18 protein-coding genes and 1 pseudogene are annotated in these 20,360 nt (G+C 62.6%); 7 read left to right on the top strand and 12 right to left on the bottom strand.

All coding sequences use genetic code 11. From position 1 onward, the window contains the following. The first annotated feature begins 147 nt into the window (after positions 1 to 147). Together KSW38_RS00835 and KSW38_RS00830 are read left to right on the top strand one after the other, a co-directional pair. Positions 148 to 783 carry an ArsR/SmtB family transcription factor gene (locus KSW38_RS00835; protein ID WP_216921580.1) on the top strand — a complete coding sequence of 212 codons (636 nt, stop codon included), beginning with the start codon at positions 148 to 150 and terminating at the stop codon, positions 781 to 783. Further along, complete coding sequence (locus tag KSW38_RS00830; RefSeq protein ID WP_216921578.1) at positions 776 to 1,468, top strand: SRPBCC family protein; 693 nt, start codon at positions 776 to 778, stop codon at positions 1,466 to 1,468. The genes KSW38_RS00835 and KSW38_RS00830 overlap by 8 nt, the downstream gene beginning before the upstream one ends. Positions 1,469 to 1,493: 25 nt before the next feature. Here KSW38_RS00830 and KSW38_RS00825 read toward each other — a convergent pair whose 3' ends face one another. Continuing rightward, the gene (locus KSW38_RS00825; protein ID WP_216921575.1) at positions 1,494 to 2,069 is read right to left on the bottom strand and encodes a TetR-like C-terminal domain-containing protein; all 576 of its coding nucleotides are present in this window, start codon (positions 2,067 to 2,069) and stop codon (positions 1,494 to 1,496) included. Positions 2,070 to 2,152: 83 nt separating this feature from the next. Here KSW38_RS00825 and KSW38_RS00820 point away from each other — a divergent pair, with 83 nt between their 5' ends. Continuing rightward, complete coding sequence (locus tag KSW38_RS00820; protein WP_216921572.1) at positions 2,153 to 2,656, top strand: DUF4188 domain-containing protein; 504 nt, start codon at positions 2,153 to 2,155, stop codon at positions 2,654 to 2,656. Here KSW38_RS00820 and yczR read toward each other — a convergent pair. After that, positions 2,653 to 4,107 carry a MocR-like transcription factor YczR gene (gene yczR, locus KSW38_RS00815; RefSeq protein ID WP_216921569.1) on the bottom strand — a complete coding sequence of 485 codons (1,455 nt, stop codon included), beginning with the start codon at positions 4,105 to 4,107 and terminating at the stop codon, positions 2,653 to 2,655. The genes KSW38_RS00820 and yczR overlap by 4 nt on opposite strands. Before the next feature lie 60 nt (positions 4,108 to 4,167). On the opposite strand from yczR, the gene yczE reads away from it, so the two are divergent. Further along, positions 4,168 to 4,797, top strand: coding sequence for a membrane protein YczE (gene yczE / locus KSW38_RS00810; protein ID WP_216921566.1), 630 nt, complete (start codon positions 4,168 to 4,170; stop codon positions 4,795 to 4,797). Positions 4,798 to 4,826: 29 nt separating this feature from the next. On the opposite strand, the gene KSW38_RS00805 is transcribed toward yczE, so the two are convergent. The 7 genes from KSW38_RS00805 to KSW38_RS00775 all read right to left on the bottom strand — a co-directional run bounded on the left by KSW38_RS00805 (position 4,827) and on the right by KSW38_RS00775 (position 14,057). After that, on the bottom strand, positions 4,827 to 5,657 hold the full coding sequence (locus KSW38_RS00805; protein ID WP_216921564.1) for a DNA-formamidopyrimidine glycosylase family protein: 831 nt from the start codon (positions 5,655 to 5,657) through the stop codon (positions 4,827 to 4,829). Then, on the bottom strand, positions 5,650 to 10,560 hold the full coding sequence (locus KSW38_RS00800) for an ATP-dependent helicase (RefSeq protein ID WP_216921561.1): 4,911 nt from the start codon (positions 10,558 to 10,560) through the stop codon (positions 5,650 to 5,652). Before KSW38_RS00800 ends, KSW38_RS00805 begins: the two co-directional genes overlap by 8 nt. A gap of 55 nt (positions 10,561 to 10,615) precedes the next feature. Continuing rightward, a complete protein-coding gene (locus KSW38_RS00795) occupies positions 10,616 to 11,242 on the bottom strand; it encodes a DUF4232 domain-containing protein (RefSeq protein WP_216921558.1) in 627 nt (208 codons plus the stop codon). Positions 11,243 to 11,343: 101 nt separating this feature from the next. Then, complete coding sequence (locus KSW38_RS00790; protein WP_216921555.1) at positions 11,344 to 12,081, bottom strand: YcnI family copper-binding membrane protein; 738 nt, start codon at positions 12,079 to 12,081, stop codon at positions 11,344 to 11,346. A 99-nt stretch (positions 12,082 to 12,180) separates the two neighbouring features. After that, the gene (locus KSW38_RS00785) at positions 12,181 to 12,798 is read right to left on the bottom strand and encodes a hypothetical protein (protein WP_216921552.1); all 618 of its coding nucleotides are present in this window, start codon (positions 12,796 to 12,798) and stop codon (positions 12,181 to 12,183) included. 138 nt (positions 12,799 to 12,936) lie between these two features. Next, positions 12,937 to 13,590, bottom strand: a complete 654-nt coding sequence (locus tag KSW38_RS00780) for an SRPBCC family protein (RefSeq protein ID WP_216921549.1) — start codon at positions 13,588 to 13,590, stop codon at positions 12,937 to 12,939. Continuing rightward, a complete protein-coding gene (locus KSW38_RS00775) occupies positions 13,587 to 14,057 on the bottom strand; it encodes a hypothetical protein (RefSeq protein WP_308169253.1) in 471 nt (156 codons plus the stop codon). Before KSW38_RS00775 ends, KSW38_RS00780 begins: the two co-directional genes overlap by 4 nt. A 173-nt stretch (positions 14,058 to 14,230) precedes the next feature. On the opposite strand from KSW38_RS00775, the pseudogene KSW38_RS23295 reads away from it, so the two are divergent. Continuing rightward, a pseudogene (locus tag KSW38_RS23295) lies at positions 14,231 to 14,389 on the top strand (hypothetical protein); the annotation flags it as partial. Positions 14,390 to 14,977: 588 nt separating this feature from the next. Here KSW38_RS23295 and KSW38_RS00765 read toward each other — a convergent pair. Beyond that, positions 14,978 to 15,760 (bottom strand): SDR family oxidoreductase, encoded by a 783-nt coding sequence (locus KSW38_RS00765; protein ID WP_216921544.1) that lies wholly within the window; start codon positions 15,758 to 15,760, stop codon positions 14,978 to 14,980. Between the two features lie 249 nt (positions 15,761 to 16,009). Here KSW38_RS00765 and KSW38_RS00760 point away from each other — a divergent pair, with 249 nt between their 5' ends. Further along, the gene (locus tag KSW38_RS00760) at positions 16,010 to 17,311 is read left to right on the top strand and encodes an MFS transporter (protein ID WP_216921541.1); all 1,302 of its coding nucleotides are present in this window, start codon (positions 16,010 to 16,012) and stop codon (positions 17,309 to 17,311) included. Between the two features lie 73 nt (positions 17,312 to 17,384). Further along, positions 17,385 to 18,398 carry an alcohol dehydrogenase catalytic domain-containing protein gene (locus KSW38_RS00755; protein WP_216921538.1) on the top strand — a complete coding sequence of 338 codons (1,014 nt, stop codon included), beginning with the start codon at positions 17,385 to 17,387 and terminating at the stop codon, positions 18,396 to 18,398. Positions 18,399 to 18,463: 65 nt separating this feature from the next. Here the strand turns inward: KSW38_RS00755 and KSW38_RS00750 are convergent, their stop codons facing one another. Continuing rightward, positions 18,464 to 19,231: an SDR family NAD(P)-dependent oxidoreductase gene (locus KSW38_RS00750; RefSeq protein WP_216921535.1), complete on the bottom strand. Its 768-nt coding sequence runs from the start codon at positions 19,229 to 19,231 to the stop codon at positions 18,464 to 18,466. A gap of 29 nt (positions 19,232 to 19,260) precedes the next feature. Then, positions 19,261 to 20,349 (bottom strand): 1-phosphofructokinase family hexose kinase, encoded by a 1,089-nt coding sequence (locus KSW38_RS00745; protein ID WP_216921533.1) that lies wholly within the window; start codon positions 20,347 to 20,349, stop codon positions 19,261 to 19,263. Positions 20,350 to 20,360: the final 11 nt, after the last annotated feature.

Below are 20,360 nucleotides of genomic sequence, written 5' to 3'. Positions count from 1 at the left end.
GACAATTCTACTGTGGCTCTCGTTGTGGGGCCTGCCCTGCGTGGCATTGGGCCCGAGGAGCACGCAAATCAGGCCCCGCAACGCAGCTGGAAACCGACGATAAAAAAGTTCTTGACAATAAAAATTGTCGGTAGGCAGACTGGAAGCATGTTGGACATCGAAGTGATTGAGGACGCAGCCGCCGCAGAGGCTTCGCTGGATCCGATCCGCACGCGCATACTGCAGGAGCTCGCCGTTCCGGGGTCGGCCACTCAACTGGCCGCCAAGGTAGGGCTGCCCCGGCAAAAGGTCAACTATCACCTCAAGGCACTCGAGCGGCATGGCTTGGTGGAGCTTGTGGAAGAACGCCGCAAGGGCAACGTCACCGAACGCGTTCTTCAAGCGACGGCGGCCTCGTACCTGATCTCACCCGTCGCCCTGGCTTCGGTGGCCCCGGATCCGCAGCGTTTCGCCGACAGGTTCTCCGCCTTCTGGCTCCTGGCGCTCGCCTCCCGCACGGTCCAGGAAATGGGGAAGCTCATCTCCGGTGCTGCCGCCGCCAAGAAAAAGCTCGCAAGTTTCGCGATCGACGGCGAAATTACTTTCCGTTCAGCCGCAGAACGCGCCGCTTTCGCAGAAGAGCTGGGCGTAGCGGTGACGCGGCTCGTCGATAAGTATCACGACGGCGGTGCTGCCGCAGTGGCGAGCGGGGCACGCAAGCACCGGCTCGTCGTCGTACTTCACCCCGCATTCAAGACCCCGTCAACGGAAAAATCAGCAGAAAAGGAACAAGGCAATGACTGACAACCGGAAATTCGAAATTGTGGCGGACGCCGAACTGCCGGGCACTCCCGAGCGGGTGTGGCAGGCGGTCACCAAGGACACGGCGGCCTGGATGTTCCCCACGGATCAGTGGCCCGATGTGAAAACGGTGGAGGAATATCCCACCCATCTTGTGTCGCGGATGGAGGGTCCCAACGGTTGGTTCAACCAGTTGGAGCACGTCCTGGAGCCTGTGGAGGGTGGCCGGGCAAAGCTCCACTACGTCCACAGCGGGATCTTTGCCGACAACTGGGACGAACAGTACGACGGCGCCAGCAAGCACACGGAGTTTTACCTCCACACCCTGGGCCAGTACCTGCAGTATTTCGATGGTCAGCCCGTGGTCTTCACGGATATCCAGGCGCCTGCTTCATCGCAGACTCCCGACGGATTTGTGCAACTGAAAAAGGCTTTGGGCGTGGATGGTCTTGCCGCCGGCACACCTTTTGAGGTGGACGTCGACGGCGTGGGCCGGCTGAGCGGGGAGGTGGACTTCTCGAATGAGAACTTCCTCGGGCTCAGGACATCGGACACCATGTACCGTTTCTTCGGCCGGAACGCCTTCGGTGCGCCGGTTGGCATGACCGTGCATGAGTTCGGTGGATCCGGAGACTCGGACCTCACTGCCAAGGCGTGGGGCGCGTTCTTGGAGAACGTTTATACGTAGGGGTTTCCCGCCAGTGACTTTGCGTTTACTGGGCCCACGCGCGGGCAACTGCTTCGAGGGAGGCCTCGTAGATTCCTGCCCAGTCCGTGCCGCGATTGTCCACTTGCGCCAGCTCCAGGCTGACGAGCCCGTGCACCTGCCCCCAGATGGCCATTGCGATGACGGAGGGATCATCGGAACGGATCCTCCCGGCCGTTTGGGCGGCAACTACCGCCTCCACCAGGGGAAGCATGGACGCCGAGGCGACTTCCGGCGTCGGGCTGCAATCTACATAGGCGGCCAGTGCGCCACCGAACATCAGCCGGTAAAGGGCCGGATGCTGCAAGGCCCACTCGCGGTAGGCGCTGCCCAGGCCTAGGAGTCCGTCTTTTGCCGCAGCCTGCTGGGACTCCCCAAAGGAGCGAAAACCGTCGTCGACGGCGGCCGTCAGGAGTTGCGCTTTCCCGCCGAAGAGCGAGTAGATCGCAGAGGTGGATGTGTCTGCGGCTGCGGCAACATCGCGGAGAGTGACCCGCGCGGGACCTTCGCGGTCCACAAGTTCTGCGGTCACTGCCAGAAGCCGTTGCTGGACGTGCTGATCATGAAGGACGGGTCTTGCCATGCCTTCAAGTGTTTCATAACATCGTTTCATAACATCGTTACGAAACTGGGAAATCCCGAAAATTCCCCACCAAAAGGAGCGACATGGCACAGGAGATCTTTCCCGGACGTTTTACCGCGGACATCGGGCGTGAAACAGTGACTGTCTTCCTGATCGGGATGCGAGCCAACCGTTGGTGGAAGATGGGCAAAGTGGGTCGTGTGGCATCAGCCATGCCCATGATGATGCGACACCTCGCCGCCAACCCCGAGGCCGGGTTGCTTGGCAGCGAGCAATGGTTTGGGCGGACCACAATCCTGCTCAGTTACTGGGAAAGCCCAGAGCATCTGAGGCGCTTCGCAGCGGACCGTGATTCCCCACATCTGGGTCCGTGGCGGAAATTCATGAAGGAGATTGCCGGCAGCGGTGATATTGGGGTGTGGCACGAGACGTACCAGGTTCCGGCGTCGGGCATTGAAGTGGTGTACAATGGGATGCCGCTTTTTGGCTTGGCGAAGGCCACCTCCCATGTCCCCGTCGGACCGGGCAGCAACACGGCGAAACAGCGCATGGGTTCAGCTGCAGCGGCGCCTGCCAAAAGCGCCTAGGCGACTGCGACGGCGGGTGGCCGCCCGGCCTTGAGGGTCCGGCGGAGTTGGGGAGAAGCGTCGAGCTTGTCCTGGGCCGCTCGCAACGCACCCACGGCGAATTCCAGCTGCGCCGGCGGCAAGGTGTAGGGGACGCGCAGGTAATGCTCGAACGCGCCGCCCACTCCGAATCGCGGTCCCGCCGCCAGCCGAAGCCCGAAATCCGGCGCCAGCACGGTGAGGGCGGTGCTGCATGCAGTGGGCAGGCGGCACCAAGCGGTGAGCCCGCCGAGCGGCCTTTCCACTTCCCATTCCGGCAGATGTTCAGCAAGCAGCGCCAGCAGCGATTCCCGGTTGTGCCGCAACTCCTGCAGGCGGGCATCGAGCGGTTCTGCGAATGACCTCACCAGCCGCGCGGCAGCTAACTGCTCAACCACCGGACCGCCCAGGTCCATGGTGGTTCTCGTCGCCACGAACCTGGTGATCATGGCCTCCTCCGCCCGGATCCAGCCCGTCCTGAGCCCGGCCCAATGGGATTTGCTGAGCGACCCGATCGAAACAACGCTGGGACTGAAGGTTGACATAGGCGCCGACTGGACGCCGTCGAGGTTCAACCCGCGCAACGTCTCGTCCACCACAAGCACCGTCCCGGCAGAAGCAGCCGCCCGTGCCAACTGGCGGCGCTGAAGGTCTGACATGATGCGCCCGGTTGGGTTGTGGAAGTCCGGAACAACGTAGGCCATTGAGGGGTGCTGCTGGTTCATGGTGGAAACGAACGCGTCGATTTCCCAGCCAGAGGAAGCGTGCGGCGATAACGCCACAGGCAGCACTTTGCAGCCAGCCGCCCGGATAGCGTCCAGGGCGTTGGGATAGGTAGGGTGTTCCACCAGAACCCTGTCCTGCTTCCCGACGAGGGTATGGAGAACGATGTTCAGGGCATGCTGCGCGCCGGACGTCACCAGGATCTGGTCCGCCGTAGTGGGCACTCCTTCAGCAGAGTACTTCTGCGCGATCGCCTCACGCAGGGCCGGCACTCCAAGGGCGTCGTACCCGAAACCGGGCAGTAGCGCCGGCAATTCAGTGAGGGCGTCGGCGAACGCCCGGTGCACAACTTCTCCGGCGGCGGGAAGCGATGCGTAGGCAAGATCCTGGAGTCCCTCGGGGGCGGCAAGGCCCGGTACGCTCACCGGTGCGCTGCGGTGGGGAATGCTCGTCCTGCCCCGGCTGCCTTGGCCAGCGGTGAGAAAGCCTTGCTCGCGCAGGTTCGCATAAGCCGCGGTGACCGTGGTGCGGCTCAGGCCAAGCGTCTGCGCCAGCGCACGCTCACTGGGCAGCGCGACGTCCAGCGGAATGCGCCCATCCATCACCAGTAAACGCACGACGTCGGCCAGCTCACGGTAGGCGGGTAGCGCTCCGTTGCTCCAAGAGCCCAGGAGGCGGACGAGTGCGGTGGGATTCAGTGAGCCGGGCATAGGACCAGTATTGCAAACTGGCTATGGAATACAAGGCCAGTTCTTCGCGAGTATGGATCCATGATGACCCGAAGAATCACTCAACTCCTGATCGGCCTGGCGATGTACGGCATTTCCCTGGCCATGTTCATCCGCGCCGGGCTTGGCCTTGACCCTTGGGATGTCTTCCATCAGGGCGTTTCGGAAAAGACCGGATTCAGCATCGGGGTTGTGGTGATCGCCGTCAGCTTCCTCGTCCTGCTCCTCTGGATACCGCTGCGGCAAATGCCCGGATTCGGCACCTTGGCAAACGCCATCCTTGTGGGAGTCTTTGCTGATCTGGGCTTATGGCTGATCCCGGAGTTCTCACACCTGGGAGGACAAATTGCGCTGCTGGCCGGCGCGGTGATCCTCAATGGAATCGCGTCCGCTTGCTACATCGGAGCACGCCTCGGCCCGGGAGCGCGTGACGGCCTGATGACGGGACTGGTTCGCCGGACAGGGTGGTCTGTCCGCCTTGTCCGGACCGGAATTGAAGTGGTGGTCCTGGCCGTGGGCTTCCTGCTGGGTGGATCGGTGGGCGTGGGCACCGTGGTCTATGCCTTGGCAATCGGTCCGATTGTGCAGGTCCTCCTGCCGAAGTTCATGGTCCCGGAACCAGCCAAGGCTCCGGCCCCCACAGAAGCTGTGGAGGCCGCGCCGGCTGCCTGATGGATAGCCGTCCTGACGGGTTTCGAGTCCTAGTGACGTGGTTGGCATCTGGGACAGAAGTAGATGTCCCGCTCCTCGGTTCCATCCGGCGCTGCGAGGACATCGCGACGAATAGGTGTCCCGCAGCGCCTGCATGGCTGGCGAGCCCTGCCGTAAACCCAGTAGCCGGGCCTCATCGCCCGAGGACCCAAGGTGCTCCGCAGGCCTGGACCCAGATTCTCGCCCAGGAGTCTCTTGGCATCGTTGACGGTCTTGGCGAGGTCCGGCACCGAGACCACAGGCAATGCGGGGTGGATTCCGGAAAGGAAGCACGCTTCGCAGCGGTAGATGTTGCCGATCCCGGCCAGCTTCCGCTGATCGAGCAGGGCGTAGCCGATGGGGACGTCAGGTTCAGCTTGGAGCCGGCGGAGGGCTTCTTCTTCATCCCAGTCAGGGCCGAGCAGATCAGGCCCGAGATGCCCGACGATCCGATCTTCCTCACTGGTTGGCACCACCTCGAGAATGCCCAGCGAGAACCCGACCGCGTCAGCGGAAGCCGTTCGTAGCACGCAACGCGCGGTGTGGCCTGGCTTGGTCCAGCGGCCTCCCGGCGGGTAGACCATCCAACTGCCTTCCATCTTGAGATGGGAATGGATGGTCAGCTCGCGGGGTTTCCTGCTCGCGCCGGGTTCCTCGTCGGCAGGTCCCACGAGGCGCATGAGCAGGTGCTTGCCCCGGGGAACCACCTCGGTCATGGTCCAACCCTCAAGGTTCAGGGTGGCGAAGCGCGGTACCCGGAAGTCTGAAGCTGTGATGACCTGTTCTGCCAAGGCGGCGTTGAGGCGCGTGGCTGCACGCCAAATGGAGTCTCCCTCAGGCACGGATCCGCAGCCCCTTCGGGGTTGAGTAGGCTCCGGCGGCCGCAAGCGCAGCAGCAATCGGCGTGTCCAGGAGGTCGTGACCGTTGACCTTTTCCATGAAAAGCTTGTCCACCGCTCCGCGTCGCACCACGTCCACCAAAGCTTCGGCAGCGACCGCCAGGACGGCGTCATCATGGCTGAAGGTGAGAAGAGTCTTACCGCCGCGCTCAACATAAAGGACCAACGCGCCGTCGACCATCACTACCAGCGCACCGGCCTTTCGTCCGGGGCGGTGTCCGGAACCGGCGTCGACGGACAGCGCCGGCCAAGGCAACGCGGCGCCGTAAGGGTTGGCCGGGTCCGTGGCTGCGAGTGCCAAGGCTGCGGGTTCTGCTTTGGTGATGCGCGCATCTTCGGTGAAGGAACGGAGCCTGTCCACGGTTGCGGGGACGGCGAATTGGGCCGCTCCCAGATGCTCGATGAAGTAGCCACGGCGGCAACGCCCGGCTTCTTCGAGCCGGGCCAGAACTTTGTACATGAGTCCGAAACCGCCAATGATGTTCTCGGCCATGACCGAGCCCCGGGTGACCACGCCATACCGATCCAGCAGGAGCTCGGCGGTGCCGCGTGCATGGATGGTCGGGTCAAGTTCGGGCGAAGGCAGCGCAGACCAGCGTCCTACCGCTGATGGCGGGGCGGGAGCGGTGCCGGAGACAGAACCATAGCGCCCACCCGTTAGCCCGGGGGATCCCAGAAGGCCCGTACCGTGGGAGCGCCCCAACCTGCTCATTCTCGGGGCACGGGCCCGAGGTGCCTTGGCGACCTGCCGGTGCGCTGTGCGCCCACCGGCGATCATGGCCCGCACCGGCGCAAAGGTGTCACCCGTGACGCGGCCGGCCCACACCAGATCCCAGAGTGCCGAGACCACGGCGTCATCGCTCAACACAGCGTCCATTCCGCCTGCCACCTCAGTGAGTTGGCGGAAGAAGTAACCGCCACCTGCACCCAGGTAGTCCAGCAGCCGTTGTTGGGCGTCGCCGGGTTCGAAGTCCGGAGCAGGATTGAGCGTCAGCTCGGCGGAGTCAGCCACGTGGAGGCTGATCCAGCCGTCGTTTCCGGGCAAGGCCCCAGCCCCGGACCACAGCAACTCACCGGCGGCCATGAGTTCGTCCAACATGGCTGGTTTGTAGTCCGCCAGGCGGCTTGAGAGCACCAATGGTTCCCATGCGGAAGCGGGGATGGGAACGCCTGAGAGTTGATCAACCGCCGTGATGATGCCGTCGAGTCCGCGCAATGCCTGGCTCCGGGATTTCCCAGGCGCCGTCACGTTCTGCCAGGCCGGCAGGAACCGCCCATAGGCGGCAGCGTCAACGGGCTCAACCTCTGCGCGCAAGGCAGCCAGTGAACGACGCCGGAGCTTCCGCAGGACCTCGGCATCACACCATTCGCTGGACGGCGGTGCCTCGGCGGACATGAGCTCGGAGTCCAGAGGCTCTAGTGGGGCGCTCTCCGTCGCCACGGCATGTGGCCGGAACTCGCCCTCCACAACACGGCCATCGGCAGCGAGCCGCTTCAGTGCAGTATTGACGACGGCGACGCCAAGTCCCAGCCTGGACGCGGCCTCGGCTGCTGTGAATGGTCCGTGGGTGCGCGCATACCGTGAGACGAGGTCGCCCAAGGGATCGTGGACGGGCTCAATGAAGGCGAGCGGCACGCCCATGGGCAGAGGGACACCAATGGCGTCGCGCAGCCGGGCGGCGTCTTCCACTGCTGCGAAACGCTCGACGCCGCCGATCGTTACCTTCAGCGCCCGGTTGGCTTTCTGGAGAGCGGCCAGGTGTGAGCCCGCGTCCGGCCCTTCTTCAAGGCGCTCCGCCACTTCCTCGACGCTGAGCGGACCAAGGAGCCGGAGGAGATCAGCGACACCTTCCATTCCGCGCACGCGACGGTCCGGTACCAGCCGCTGCAGCTCGCGTTCCGTGGCATCGATGACCGCGGCGTCAAGGAGCTCGCGGAGTTCCACTCTGCCCAGAAGCTCATTGAGCAGCGTGGAATCCAAGGCCAGCGCTGCGGCCCGACGCTCCGCCAAGGGGGAATCGCCTTCGTAGAGGAACTGGGCTACATAGCCAAACAACAGGGACTTCGCGAAAGGTGAAGGCTGCTGGGTGGTGGTCTCCACAATGCGCAGTTCACGGCGCTCGACTGATGCCGCAATGTCCTTGAGGGCGGGCAGATCATAAACATCCTGCAAGCATTCGCGGACGGTTTCCAGCACGATAGGAAAGGACGGATACTTCCGGGCGACATCCAGTAATTGGGCAGAGCGTTGCCGTTGCTGCCACAGGGGTTGGCGCTTGGCTGGGTTTTGGCGGGGCAGCAGCAGGGCGCGGGCCGCGCACTCACGGAACCGGGAGGCGAACAAGGCACTGCCGCCCACCTCGGCGGTGATGATCTGTTCGAGTTCTTCGGGATCGAACAGGAACAACTCAGCACCGGGCGGCTCGTCCTCCATCATGGGGACACGAAGAACGATGCCATCATCGGCGGCCATGGCTGAACCGTCCAAGCCGTAACGCTGCTGAAGGCGTTGTCCAACGGCCAAAGCCCACGGCGCGTGGACAGGCATTCCGAACGGACTGTGGAGAACAACACGCCAGTCCCCGAGCTCGTCGTGGAAACGTTCCACAACCAAGGTCCGATCGCTGGGAACGATGTTTGTGGCTTGCTTCTGTTCTTCCAGATATTGCAGCAGGTTGCCGGCCGCAAAGGCATCGAGCCCACTCGCTTGGCAGCGCTCCATGGCTGGCGCGGGGTCGGCCGCGGAGAGTTCGCGGATGAAGGCTCCCAAAGCGCGGCCGAGATCCACCGGACGGCCGAGCGAATCGCCTTTCCAGAAGGGCAGCTTTCCCGGTTGACCGAAAGCAGGGGAGACCAAAACGCGGTCGTGGGTGATGTCTTCGATTTTCCAGCTGGTGGCTCCGAGGGCAAAGATATCGCCCACCCGCGATTCGTAGACCATTTCTTCGTCGAGTTCACCAACGCGGCGACCACCTTTCGCGGCGCGGGCGGAGGCACTGGGGCCTTCAGCATCGGCGTTGGCGGAGGATGAGGATCCTTCAACTTCCGTGCCGATGATGTACACGCCGAACAGACCTCGGTCCGGAATGGTGCCACCCGAAGTGACCGCAAGTCGCTGTGCCCCGGGCCTGCCCTCGATGGTGCCTGCATGGCGGTCCCAGACAATGCGTGGCCGAAGTTCTGCAAATTCGTCGGAGGGATACCTTCCGGCAAGAAGATCGAGTGTGGCCTCAAACGCGGATCGGGGCAGGCTTGCAAACGGCGCCGACCGACGGACAGTGCTGAACCATTCCTCGACGTCGATGCTGCCCAAGGCAGTGGCGGCGACGGTTTGCTGGGCCAGAATATCCAAGGGATTTGTGGGAATGCTGAGCCGTTCGATTTGGCCGCTTAGCATCCGTTCCACGGTGACGGTGGTGTGAAGGAGGTCAGCCCGGTGCTTGGGGAACAACACGCCCTCGGAGATCTCGCCCACTTGGTGGCCGGCACGCCCTACACGCTGCAGGCCGCTGGCTACCGACGGCGGCGACTCCACCTGGATGACCAGATCCACGGCTCCCATATCGATGCCAAGTTCCAGTGACGATGTGGCAACGACGCAGCGGAGCCTGCCCGACTTCAGATCATCCTCGATCATGGCCCGCTGATCCTTGGAGACTGAACCGTGGTGGGCGCGCGCCAAGACAGGATCTGCTCCGGTCGTGCTGCCGGCCTGCGCCATCATATGCGCCGGGGTCGCAGTGGACACGGGAGCGGTCCCCGCAGACTTGGCGGCCGGCCCGGTGCCCCAGCTTCCCGAATCCTCTTCCTTTTCGGCAGCACCCCACTCACCGCCGGCCGCGGCCAGCATTTGCCGCTCGGCATGGATCTCGTTCAATCTGGCGGTTAGCCGTTCAGCCAAGCGGCGTGAGTTGGCGAAGACGATAGTGGACTGCTTGGAGAGGACAAGATCGACAATCTGTTCCTCAACATGGGGCCAGATGGATGCTTGCGGCTGAAGCCCGGAGGCAGGACCGGAGTCAAACGCGCCCGCAGCTCCTTGGAGGTCCGACATGTCCTCTACAGGCACAGTGACTGTGAGATTCCAGTTCTTCTTGGACGGCGGAGCAACAATTTCCACAGGGGCCTGGCCAGCCAGGAACTGGGCCACAAGCTCACGCGGTTGCACCGTAGCGGAGAGGCCTATCCGCTGGGCAGGCTTCGGTAGAAGGGCATCCAGCCTTTCCAGGGACACCGCAAGGTGGGCGCCCCGTTTGGTGCCAGCAACAGCATGCACTTCGTCAATGATGATGGTGTCTACTTCGCTCAACGTTTCCCGGGCCCGGGACGTCAGCATCAAGAACAGGGATTCCGGCGTAGTGATCAGGATGTCCGGCGGGTTCGATAACAGCGAGCGGCGATCTGCCGCCGTCGTATCTCCCGAACGGACGCCGACACTAACCAGAGGTGCCGGAAGCCCCAGTCGCTTGGCGGTTTGCGTGATCCCGATAAGCGGTGCCCGCAGGTTCCGCTCCACGTCTACGCCCAGTGCTTTGAGCGGCGATATATAAAGGACGCGGGTCTTGGTCTTGGGACGTTTCGCGCGACCCTTTCCGTCGGAGACGGACTCCAATCCGGGCAACGCGTCCGACGGCGTGGAATGCAACCTGTCCAAGGCCCAAAGGAAGGCGGCGAGAGTCTTGCCGGAACCAGTCGGGGCCACAACTAGGGCATGCGAGCCCGAAGAGATAGCGTTCCATGCGCCATCCTGGGCGGGAGTGGGCGCGGAGAAAGCGCCGAGGAACCATTCCCTGGTTGCTTGGCTGAAACGGCCTATGGCGCCGATGGACGCCTGCTGCTCCTGCATTCCTCCATCATGCCCCACGGCTCAGACAGAATAAGCCCGAGCCGTGGGCTGACGGTTAGACAGCCTGGAAGGCAGTGATGGTCAGGAGTTTGATGCCCGCGTTGCTGCAGGCATCGTGTTGCTCAGCGACGAACAGTGACGCAGTGTCGTTAGGTGGGTAAATGCGGTAACCAGCAGCAGGAACTTTGGTGCAATCGCCGTAGTTTCCAGCCTGGGTGTAACGCAATTCAGCCCATGCCGATTTCCCCGGGGCAAGCTCGACCTTGGTGACCGGCGTAGTGGTTTCACGGGTAGCGGGCTCGCCGATAGGGGCACCGTTGGCGTCGGCCGTCAGGGAAACGCCAGCGAAGCCTTCCAAGGTACAAGGCGTGGTTCCGGAGTTCGTCAGGATCAATTTTTCGTAGATGCTTCCGGCAGCGCCGCCGCCAGTGGAATCAGTGGCGGCAGTCAGGGAATCGGCCCTGCATTGACCTTCGGCGGGTGCTGCGGAGGTGACCGTACCGGACGGCGAAGGTGAGTTGCTCGCGCTGGGGGAGGCCGACGTCGGAGATGCGGAAGATGAGGTGGGCGGGGCACTGCTGCTTCCCGCGGGGCTTGGGCTTGGCCCGCAAGCAGCAAGGAGCAGCAGCGAGGCTGCGGCCGTCGTCGTCACAAGTCCGGTTTTGATGCGCTGAGTCCACATGGGCACCAGCCTTGCGCCGGGTGTGACGTGAGTCAATTGAGCCACGGCAAGGAAAGCGGATTGGCGTCCGGATCGTGATATTCCGGACGCCAACCACCGTGTTACTTGGCGTCGACTTTGGCTGCTGCTGTCTTTGCTGACCGGCCGCGGAAGAATGCGGCGCCGCCCAGGCCCAAACCGGCGATACCGGCAATAAGGCCCGCCCAGCTTCGCGCTTGTGATCCGTCGTCGGTTACCGATGACGCCTGCTCTGTTGACACCGCGTTTGCTGCGTGGTGGTCACCTTCGGCTTCGGCAGGTGTGATGGTGACGGACGGGGCCGGGGCTTTGAGATCGTGCTCGTCCTGTCCCTCCTTCGGGATCTCCGACCAGTCAGTCTGGCCCTGCTCGCAGGTCTGCAGCGTCGGGAAATAGAGCGTCTTGCCGGCGGCGTCGGGCAGCTTGACCGAGAGAACCAAAGCATCACGAAGATGTGGATCCAGCGGGGCCTTGGCTGTGTAGACGATCTGGCTGGTCCGTTTGGTGATGGTGGTGCCATCAGCCAACTTCTTCGGCCCTGGCAACGTCTCCGTCACCTTCTCAACCGTCCAGTTTGGGTTGACCGTGGGCTGGGCATCGGTCAGTTCCTCGGGCAACGAGATAGCGACTTTTGTTGTGCCGAACGTGTCGCAGCCGTGGGGGATGCCGAACGTCAACAAGGCGTACGAGTTCGCAGCAGTCTTGTTCGGATCTGCCGATACGTGTGCAGATGCTCCGGCAAGACCGGCCATCATCAGGGCAGCGGTTCCGCCAGCGGCAGCGGTCGCGGACAGGGTACGGCGGAGGGTGGACTTCTTCATGGGATTGCCTTTCGGGGCGCCGAAAACTGGCGCGGGTACGGGTTTGTGGCCCGTCACCAAAGGCGTCTGCTGAGTGCGTTGCGTTGGTGCCGGGCGGAATCAGGGAAGAACGACGGCGGCGGGCGGGCCGCGGCGGCTGTCTTGCCTCAGGTTCCGCCAAGGGCGGGGCAGGAAAACGTCAGGTGAGTCGACGGCGATAGGGGAGGCGCCGGCGTCGGGCCTGAACAGCAGGGTGGGCAGCGCAACCAAGGGGCGCAGCCAGGCCGCCAACTGCCACAGGGCGTCCTCGCCCTTGGCCAGGATCACGGCAGACCCGATCGTCGCCAGGATGTGGCCAACCAACATCGCAGTGCCCAGAGTTGTGCCCAACTCATGGACGTGGGGCGTCGCCGTGTAGAGCAAGGGATTCAGAGGTTCGCCAGCGTGGTGCGAGTTCCCTGGAGCTGTTGCCGTTACTGGACTCAAAGCCGTGAAGGCTTCGTGGAGTACGAGCTGGCTGGTTCCCAGCAATGCCGTCATGGCGGTGAAGTTGAGCTTGAAGCGAGTGGCCAGCGTCGCGGCCAATCCTGTCAACGCGACAAGTGCCAACAGGACCGGGATAGCGGGAAGTTCCCCGCCGCCGATCACGTGAGCCCCAGCTGCCAGAAGCACGATTACGAGCGAGATCGCGCCGGACCGCAACGCATGGAAGGGTGCCCGGGGCTGCAATGAGCGCACGGAGTCCTCCCTCGATCGCCTGGCTGGATGCTGTCTGTTGTCAGCGTCTTGATTCTATCGGGAGTTCGGAGCCCGACTGGCCTCGGATTGTTGCCTATGTGGATACTTTTCGCGGGTGCGGGGATGCTGGCTCCACCCTTATTGCGTTGAAAGTTGGCCCTTGGTGCGGACAAAGGTTGGTCCTGGCGGCTCAGGTATGCGGCTGAGGTCCGCCCCGGGACGACGACGGCGAAGCTCAAGTTTCAGGCTTTCTTCGCCGCGCGCCATGGCCCAGTGATGGTTGGCCGAGAACGCAGGCTTCAGGAGCCAGCTCAGCCTGCGGAGCAGTGGCTTGGCGGTGCTCACCCGCCAGTCGTAGGTGATCACGACTTCAGGGCCGTCCGTCTCGAAGGTCCAGCGGCCAGTGCCGTTGAGGTCGCCCTCGGCTTTGAGCGCAAATCCGTGCAGGGTGATGGGTTCGGTAACGGTGAGTCGCCAGCGCAACGTATAGGGGAGCCAGCCCTTGGTGTGGAGATCGAACGAGGAGCCCACGCCGTCCGCGTTGCCTCGCGCCACTGGTGTCACCTTGAGATACACCGAAGGCCACCACTGCTTAAGGGTGCCCGCGTTACCGAGGACATCCACCACTTCCTCGGGCGTTCCGGCCACTCTCCAGACCGTAAGGAACTCGTAGTCGGTGCTTTGCTGGTTCGTTGCATTGACCTGGACATTGGTGCCTCCGCTGCTAATCGTACCGAGAGGCTGGTCCCGGCGCCTTAGCTTTGTCCCTTGTAGGGCAAAGCTAAACGTCATGCGCCGGTTTTCAGCAGATCCTTCATGTCGAAAAGTGCTTCCAGCGGCGCAGCTGTGTCCGTAAGTGGTGTGACAGGGCCTCCGCCGCAATCTTCAACTCGCTGGGAGTATCGCTCTTGCTCGCCTTCACGGACGACAATCTTCGATGCAGTGCCGCCTGCGCAGCCAGGCTTTGGAGCGGGGACGTCCTTGGTGCGCTCGGGAAGGCTTCGGGCAAGGTCCATGACGTCTGTCCACGTCTCTGCGGGCATGGCAGCAGTTTCCTGACGAAGCACGTCGCCGTAGGAATCGACCGTGATGCTGGCTTCCTTGTCAGAGGCCTTGATGGTGTAGCTGCGATGGTATTTGGGCGGAACGGAACTGTCGCGGAATCTGTACTCGACAGTGGTTTCCGATGGATTCAGTTTGAGGCTGCTGGGGACGGCGCAGGCCGTGAGCATTCCCAGCGAAAATGCGGCAATAGACACTAACGCGATACGGCGACGCATGAAATCCCCCTGTGGCGGCCCGATGTGTCACTAGCCTAGCGGGAGTGGGACAACACGCATGTGAACGTGCGGACTGAGACGTTAGTCTGCTGGGATGGAATCCTGGCACCGCAACCGGCTCAGCGTGAGCCAAGCCGAACTCGCCTGAGTACGCCGGCAAACTCAACTTCTACGTCGCCCTCGTCGATGACATACTCCGCCGCGAGCACCACAACGAAACCATCGGCATTCTAATCTACGGTGCCGAGAACGACCGCAGCGTCTCTACGGCGCCGAGAACGACCGCAGCGTCGTGCTCACAGGGTCACTAAAACGCATCCAGAATCCGAACGCTGCTGCCGGACTCTCCTCACCTTATCCGAGCCATGAGATGCGCTCTCGGTACCGTGCGATCAGTTGTTCGCTGCGAACCATTTCTGCGGCAGTATCTGATTCGCCATGACCTCACAGGCGGACGCGTAGTTGATCTTTTGCCTACCAACGATCCTCCGATCAATTCCCTGTACCTCGAGCGTCCCCGTGGGGTACAAGGCCAGGCATTCTGGGACTAACGTGGCCTTCACTTCTACTTCTTGGCTAATTACGCACCGGTAAAAGTTCCCGGTTAACCGGGTCCAAGCTGGGCTCTGAAACCGTTGAACTGCCAAATCCCAAGAGAATGTGCGTCATCTAGCACGATGGGTGCACAGCAAGGAGATGTAAGGGCACCCACCGCGCTAGCCTCTGCAGTCACGAATGCCTGGGCGACCAAGGAGCCAGTTTGCGCCGTATCCGTTGGAATAGGATCCAGTTGTCCCGTGGAACGGCACCGCGGCAATCTATTGCAGAAGTCTTGGCACCCAACAAAACGCTGACCCGTCCAGTTTCGATCATCAAATCAAATTCGATGCACAACCAGTTCAGTTGTTGCCCCGCATGCTTGCTGGAAGCTCGGGCGTAGCGGCCTGAGTGTTACTGAGCGATTGCAGCCTCGTGGCTACAACGCTGATTTCTGCAAGGTTGGTCCGCGGTGGAAGACTGACGGCGCAGTGGACTGCCTCCGCGATGTCGTCGGGATGAATGGCCCAGTCGCGGACTTCCCGCGGAGGCGGGCTGGGACGCAGGTCAAGAATAGGGGTGTCGACGATGCCGGGCAATATGCTGCAAACTCGGATGCCGTTGCCGTGTTCGTCTCTGGATGCACCTCGGGCCAGGCCCAGAAGTGCAGACTTGGACGCGCCGTAGGCAGCACCACTGTGGTCTGGCCAGTTGGCAGCGATACTTGAGATGATGACCACATCTCCTTGGCGCTCGCGCAGCTGGTCAAGTGAGGCGGAGAGCAGTGTGAAGACGCCATACACGTTTGTCTTCATGATTTGGTCAAAGCTCTCGTCCGTGAGTTCCGCAATCCTGCGCCGCGGCACGTTCGTTCCAGCTGCAGCGACCAGAATATCGATGGGATCATTCTGCGCGAGCTGTGCCACGAGGGCACGCCCTGCCCTTATGTCGGCTACGTCCAGGGCGTGTGCCACGAACTGACCGCTGTCCAGGTGTTCGGAGCTGACAGCTTCCAATGCGTCCAACCGACGGGCTACGCCGTGCACCCTGACGCCGGCGGCAAGGAGACGGCGGACGACGCTGGCTCCGATTCCGCTGCTGGCTCCGGTGACGAGAGCAACCCTACCTTTTAGGTTTTCGTCCATTTCTTCCTCCTGTAGCTGGGCCATGGGCCGCTTTTTGGTTCTTAGGCGATGCGATTGAGACACGGATCATTCCGATTATAAATTATCATTTGACAGACAGTTTGTTCGGATGGTGATGTTAACCGCGAAGGTGAGTCACTCGGCTTACCTCGCCCTTCCAAGGGCCAGACCGCTGCTTTCAGGTAGGGAGGTCCTTGGTCAATTTCGAGTTGAGCCACTTCGTGTGGCTTCCCAAGGCGGGAGCATTCAATGACGATTGTTGAGCAGAACAGCGCAAAACCGGAGTCCGGCCCAAGAAGACAGCGCCTGAAACGTAAATCCTTGCTCGCCACTGGCGTAGGTAACCTGCTTGAGTGGTTCGACTGGACCATCTATACGGTTGCCTCCGTCTATATCGCCGGGAGCCTCTTCAACTCCGGCAACCCCATGTCTGCACTGCTGAGTACGCTGGCCGTCTTTGCTGTAGGCTTCCTCATGCGGCCCATTGGCGGGCTGGTCTTCGGTCCCCTTGCGGACAAGCTCGGCCGACGCCGTGTCCTGCTGACCACTATGTTTCTAATGGCCGGCGCCAGCCTCGGGATTGCCTTGATTCCTTCCTACGCCGCGATTGGCAGCTGGGCGTCCTTACTACTCCTTTTGGCCCGCCTGATCCAGGGCTTTGCCCACGGCGGGGAGTCGACGACGTCCTATGCGTACACCGCCGAGATCGCACCAGCCAAGCGTCGTGGCTTGTGGTCTAGCACGGTATTTATCGCAGTGGGGTCCGGATCCCTCCTTGCAACGCTCTTCATGGCTGTGTTGACCGGTCTGATCAGCAAGTCGGAAATGATGGAGTGGGGCTGGCGAGTTCCCTTTGCGGCGGGTGCAATGCTGGCGGTAGCAGCTCTATGGCTGCGAAGCGGCATGATGGAGAGCGAACATGTCGCCGCAGTTCCAAGTGCCAGCGCCCCAGCTCCATGGAGCAAGAAACAAGTGTTTTCGGCCGGCGTGAAGTTGTTTCTTTATGAAGCTGGATCTACCCTCACCTACTACACGTGGGTCACCTCGGCAGCTATCTACGCCATCGGAGTCAGGGGCATGGACCCGGGGCAGGCGTTCGTCATGAGCGTGATCGCCCAAGTGGTCTATATTGTCTTCCTGCCTGTCTCAGGCTGGATTTCCGACCATTGGGGAAGGAAGACCACCACACTGATCTCCTTGCTAGGCATCGCGGCCACCGTGTTCCCGTTGTGGGGCCTCATGACAAACGAACCTTGGACTTTGCTGGTCGCCCAGACCGCGGGACTCCTGCTGGTCGCCTTTATCACCGGCTCCAAGCCAGCTGCCATCTCTGAGCAGATCCCCAACCGTTACCGCACGCGGATCTTTGGGGTTTCGATATCCCTAGGCGTCGCCATTTGCGGCGGGACAGCGTCTTATCTCAGCACCTGGCTCTACTCGATCGGCAGCGGCTGGGTCTTCAACATCTACGTAATCGCAGTTGCGGCTGTATCCAGCGTTGTAGTCCTGAAATGGGAGAACAACACCGGCATTCCGTTGGAGCAGGTCTAGTACTGCTTACGTCAATCAGTTCCCGGCGGCGCCAGTGGCACGCCGGGAACTGCCATATCCCGGAGGAAACACCATGGCAACCATGTTCCCGGCGGCCCATGCCGCCGTCCGTGCTTCGATGGACCAACGGAGCATCGAGGTAAGAATGCGGGAAACCCCGCAGCTTCATGCTGGCGAGGTGCTGGTTCAGACGGAATACTGTGGTCTTTGCGGGTCCGATCTGCACATCTGGAACGGCGACGACGGCTACGGCTGGGTGCCGTGCGGAACCGTCCTGGGCCACGAGATTGTGGGAAGGATTGTCCGCAGCGATGACCCCGGCGGCCTAAAGCCTGGGACCCGCGTGGTGGCCATCGCTCAGTCCGGCTGCGGGAGCTGCCCCGCTTGTATGATGGACTACGCGAACGGTTGCCCGGATAAGGTCACCTTGGGTCTGACGCGCGACGGGGGCGCCGCACGCTTCGTCGCTATCCCCGCCACTCAGCTGCTGGCCGTGCCGCATGATGTGCCGGCCCGGACAGCGGTCCTCACCGAGCCGCTATCGGTGGCCGCGCGGGCAGTGGCGGACCGTGGCAGTGTGACAGCCGCGGACACCGTTGTGGTGAGCGGCCCCGGAACCATAGGTATCCTGTCCGCTTTAGTCTGCAGGCATCTCGGCGCTCGTGTTGTTCTCAAGGGTACGGCCCATGATGTGGCAGCCCGTGGCGGTCTCGCCGACCGGCTGGGTCTGGACTTGGTGGAAACCCTTCCCCCCGGCTTCAAGCCAAATGTGTGGATCGAAGCTGCCGGAGCCTCCTCGGCCTTGGCCGACGCCGTCCGTGAGCTCCCGGCCCAGGGGCGGCTGGTGGTGGTGGCGCTTTATGGAGCGCCACCGGCGTTGGCAGCCAACGACGCCGTGCGGAAGGAGCTGGACATCACCACCAGTTACAGTTCCCACCGCCCGGACTACCAGCTGGCGCTCGACATCCTCCAGACACATCCCGGGTTGGGGGACCTGCTGGTGGAAACCGTGCCGCTCACCAGCATTGCTGTTGCCTTCGAGAAGGTGGGCCGGGGCGCCATGCCGAAAATCGCCGTCGAACCCTGACTTCGCCTTAACGCAATAAATGGGCGGCCGGAACAACTGTTCCGGCCGCCCATTTCGCTGAGCAGTTACTGACTGAACGTGCCGTCGATCGTGAGTCCACCGTCGACCTTAATGACTTCACCGTGGACGAACGAGGCATCCGTCGAGAGCAGGAAGGCGATCACGGCAGCGATCTCTTTCGGCTCAGCAAGCCTGCCCAACGGTGTCCGCCCCATGAGGGCCTGCTCGCTGAGGGTCCCGTTCCGCAGGCCGCTTCGAACCATTTCGGTGTTGACGTAGCCCGGAGCTACCGCGTTGACGCGGATGCCGTGGGGGCCCCATTCGACGGCCAGGGTGCGTGTCAATCCGAGCATTCCCGTCTTGGCGGTGGCGTACGCGGAGCGGCCTGGCAGGCCGAACGTGGAACCGACGGAAGCAATGTTTACGATCGAGCCGCTGCCTGTTTTGAGCAGAGGGAACGCGTTCTTCGCCATGAGGACCGACCCGGTGAGATGAATGTCCAGCAGTCGGCGCCATTGCTTGATGTCGAGTTCCTCGGCAGGCTGGCGAAGAATGTTGCCGGCGCAGTTCACCAGACCATCCAGCCGGTCGGTTTCGCTGGAAAGGGCGGTGAAGAGATTCAGTACGCTGTCCTCGTCAGCGACGTCAACGCCGAAGCCGAGGTGGGGAGCGGCAGCGGGGAAGCTGCCGTTGAGTTCGTCAGCCAATTCCTTGGCCGGCCCTTCGTTCAGATCGGCCACCAGCACGCGCCAACCACGGTTTGCGAGAGTATGTGCCACCTTGGCGCCGATTCCCTGGGCGCCGCCGGTGATCAGGGCAGTACGTGAGTTCATGATGTGCTCCTATGCTTAGTTGAGGCGCCTCAGGCGTTGCCGAGGCGATAGACGGGGTCCGGCTCCTGGACGATGACGTCCGGGACTTCCGTGAGGCCGCCCAGGGCTGTTGTGGAACGCCCGACGGCGACTGCTCCCCAGCCGGCGGAACGCGCCAACGCCTCAGCAAAGGAGGTCCGGCGATTGTGTGCTCCGGTGGGGCCACCGGGATCCAGGCACGTTTCGCTGAGGAACCCGGCGAGGGCCGCATCACCCGCGCCGGTTGTATTGACCACCGGCGTTTTGGGCGGCCGAGCCCACAGGACGCCGTCGGGGCCGAGCCCTATCAGGCCATCCCCTCCCATGCTGGCCAGCACTGTGCCGATGCCCGCGTCGGCGAGAGATCGTGCTGCGTTGACTACGTCGCCAACCGTTCGCAGCGGGTGCCCGGCAAACTGCTCAAGCTCCGGAACGTTGGGTTTGACGAGGTCCACCAGATTGCTGTTGGCCCATCGGCAAAGGTCCGGTCCGTTGATGTCCAAGCACACTTTGGCTCCGAGTTCACGTGCTTGGTGCAGCAACCACCGCAAATCAACTGTGTGTCCATCCGAAGCCTGGGGTAATGACCCGGCGACAACCAGCCAGTCCGCGTCCATAGCCCGGAGTTGGTCGAGTGTGGCTTCGCAGACGGACCGCCACTCGGGCTCCGGTAAGTGCCCCGGCTTTTGGTTGGCATTCGTGGTGGACCCGCCTGAACTTACCAGCACAGTGTTGACCCGGATGGGCGCTGAAACAGACACGATGCGGACCAGATCGCCCTCTCCCTGAACGAGGGCGAGGCCCGAGTTGTCCAAATGGCACACGGGGATGACGGCGCTGGTGGTATTGCCTGCCAGTGTCAGTGTCCGGGCGACGTTAATGCCGTTGCCGCCCAGGTATTCCTCGACGGCGAACGCCCGGTTCACGGCGCCGGGCACCAAGTCTTCGAAGAAGTACACCCGGTCCACCACCGGCGACGGCGTCAGGGTCACCACGGTTTGCAGGCGCTGGCGGACCTTCTGTCCTTGGACTGACTGTCCTGCACCGTGGGAACGATAGGCCGATCCCGCACGAATGGTTCTGTGGGTAAGGCTGCTCATGCGCTCAGGAC

Source organism: Paenarthrobacter aromaticivorans (assembly GCF_019038615.1).
GTDB lineage: Bacteria > Actinomycetota > Actinomycetes > Actinomycetales > Micrococcaceae > Arthrobacter > Arthrobacter aromaticivorans.
Note: the sequence above shows the minus strand (reverse complement) of the source record. Positions and strands in the feature narration are given on the sequence as shown.

Coding starts and splice junctions, on each gene's coding strand:
- KSW38_RS00835 (WP_216921580.1), top strand. CDS start 148: ATGTTGGACATCGAAGTGATTGAGGACGCAGCCGCCGCAGAGGCTTCG.
- KSW38_RS00830 (WP_216921578.1), top strand. CDS start 776: ATGACTGACAACCGGAAATTCGAAATTGTGGCGGACGCCGAACTGCCG.
- KSW38_RS00825 (WP_216921575.1), bottom strand. CDS start 2,069: ATGGCAAGACCCGTCCTTCATGATCAGCACGTCCAGCAACGGCTTCTG.
- KSW38_RS00820 (WP_216921572.1), top strand. CDS start 2,153: ATGGCACAGGAGATCTTTCCCGGACGTTTTACCGCGGACATCGGGCGT.
- yczR (WP_216921569.1), bottom strand. CDS start 4,107: ATGCCCGGCTCACTGAATCCCACCGCACTCGTCCGCCTCCTGGGCTCT.
- yczE (WP_216921566.1), top strand. CDS start 4,168: ATGATGACCCGAAGAATCACTCAACTCCTGATCGGCCTGGCGATGTAC.
- KSW38_RS00800 (WP_216921561.1), bottom strand. CDS start 10,560: ATGCAGGAGCAGCAGGCGTCCATCGGCGCCATAGGCCGTTTCAGCCAA.
- KSW38_RS00795 (WP_216921558.1), bottom strand. CDS start 11,242: ATGTGGACTCAGCGCATCAAAACCGGACTTGTGACGACGACGGCCGCA.
- KSW38_RS00790 (WP_216921555.1), bottom strand. CDS start 12,081: ATGAAGAAGTCCACCCTCCGCCGTACCCTGTCCGCGACCGCTGCCGCT.
- KSW38_RS00780 (WP_216921549.1), bottom strand. CDS start 13,590: ATGACGTTTAGCTTTGCCCTACAAGGGACAAAGCTAAGGCGCCGGGAC.
- KSW38_RS00765 (WP_216921544.1), bottom strand. CDS start 15,760: ATGGACGAAAACCTAAAAGGTAGGGTTGCTCTCGTCACCGGAGCCAGC.
- KSW38_RS00760 (WP_216921541.1), top strand. CDS start 16,010: ATGACGATTGTTGAGCAGAACAGCGCAAAACCGGAGTCCGGCCCAAGA.
- KSW38_RS00755 (WP_216921538.1), top strand. CDS start 17,385: ATGGCAACCATGTTCCCGGCGGCCCATGCCGCCGTCCGTGCTTCGATG.
- KSW38_RS00750 (WP_216921535.1), bottom strand. CDS start 19,231: ATGAACTCACGTACTGCCCTGATCACCGGCGGCGCCCAGGGAATCGGC.
- KSW38_RS00745 (WP_216921533.1), bottom strand. CDS start 20,349: ATGAGCAGCCTTACCCACAGAACCATTCGTGCGGGATCGGCCTATCGT.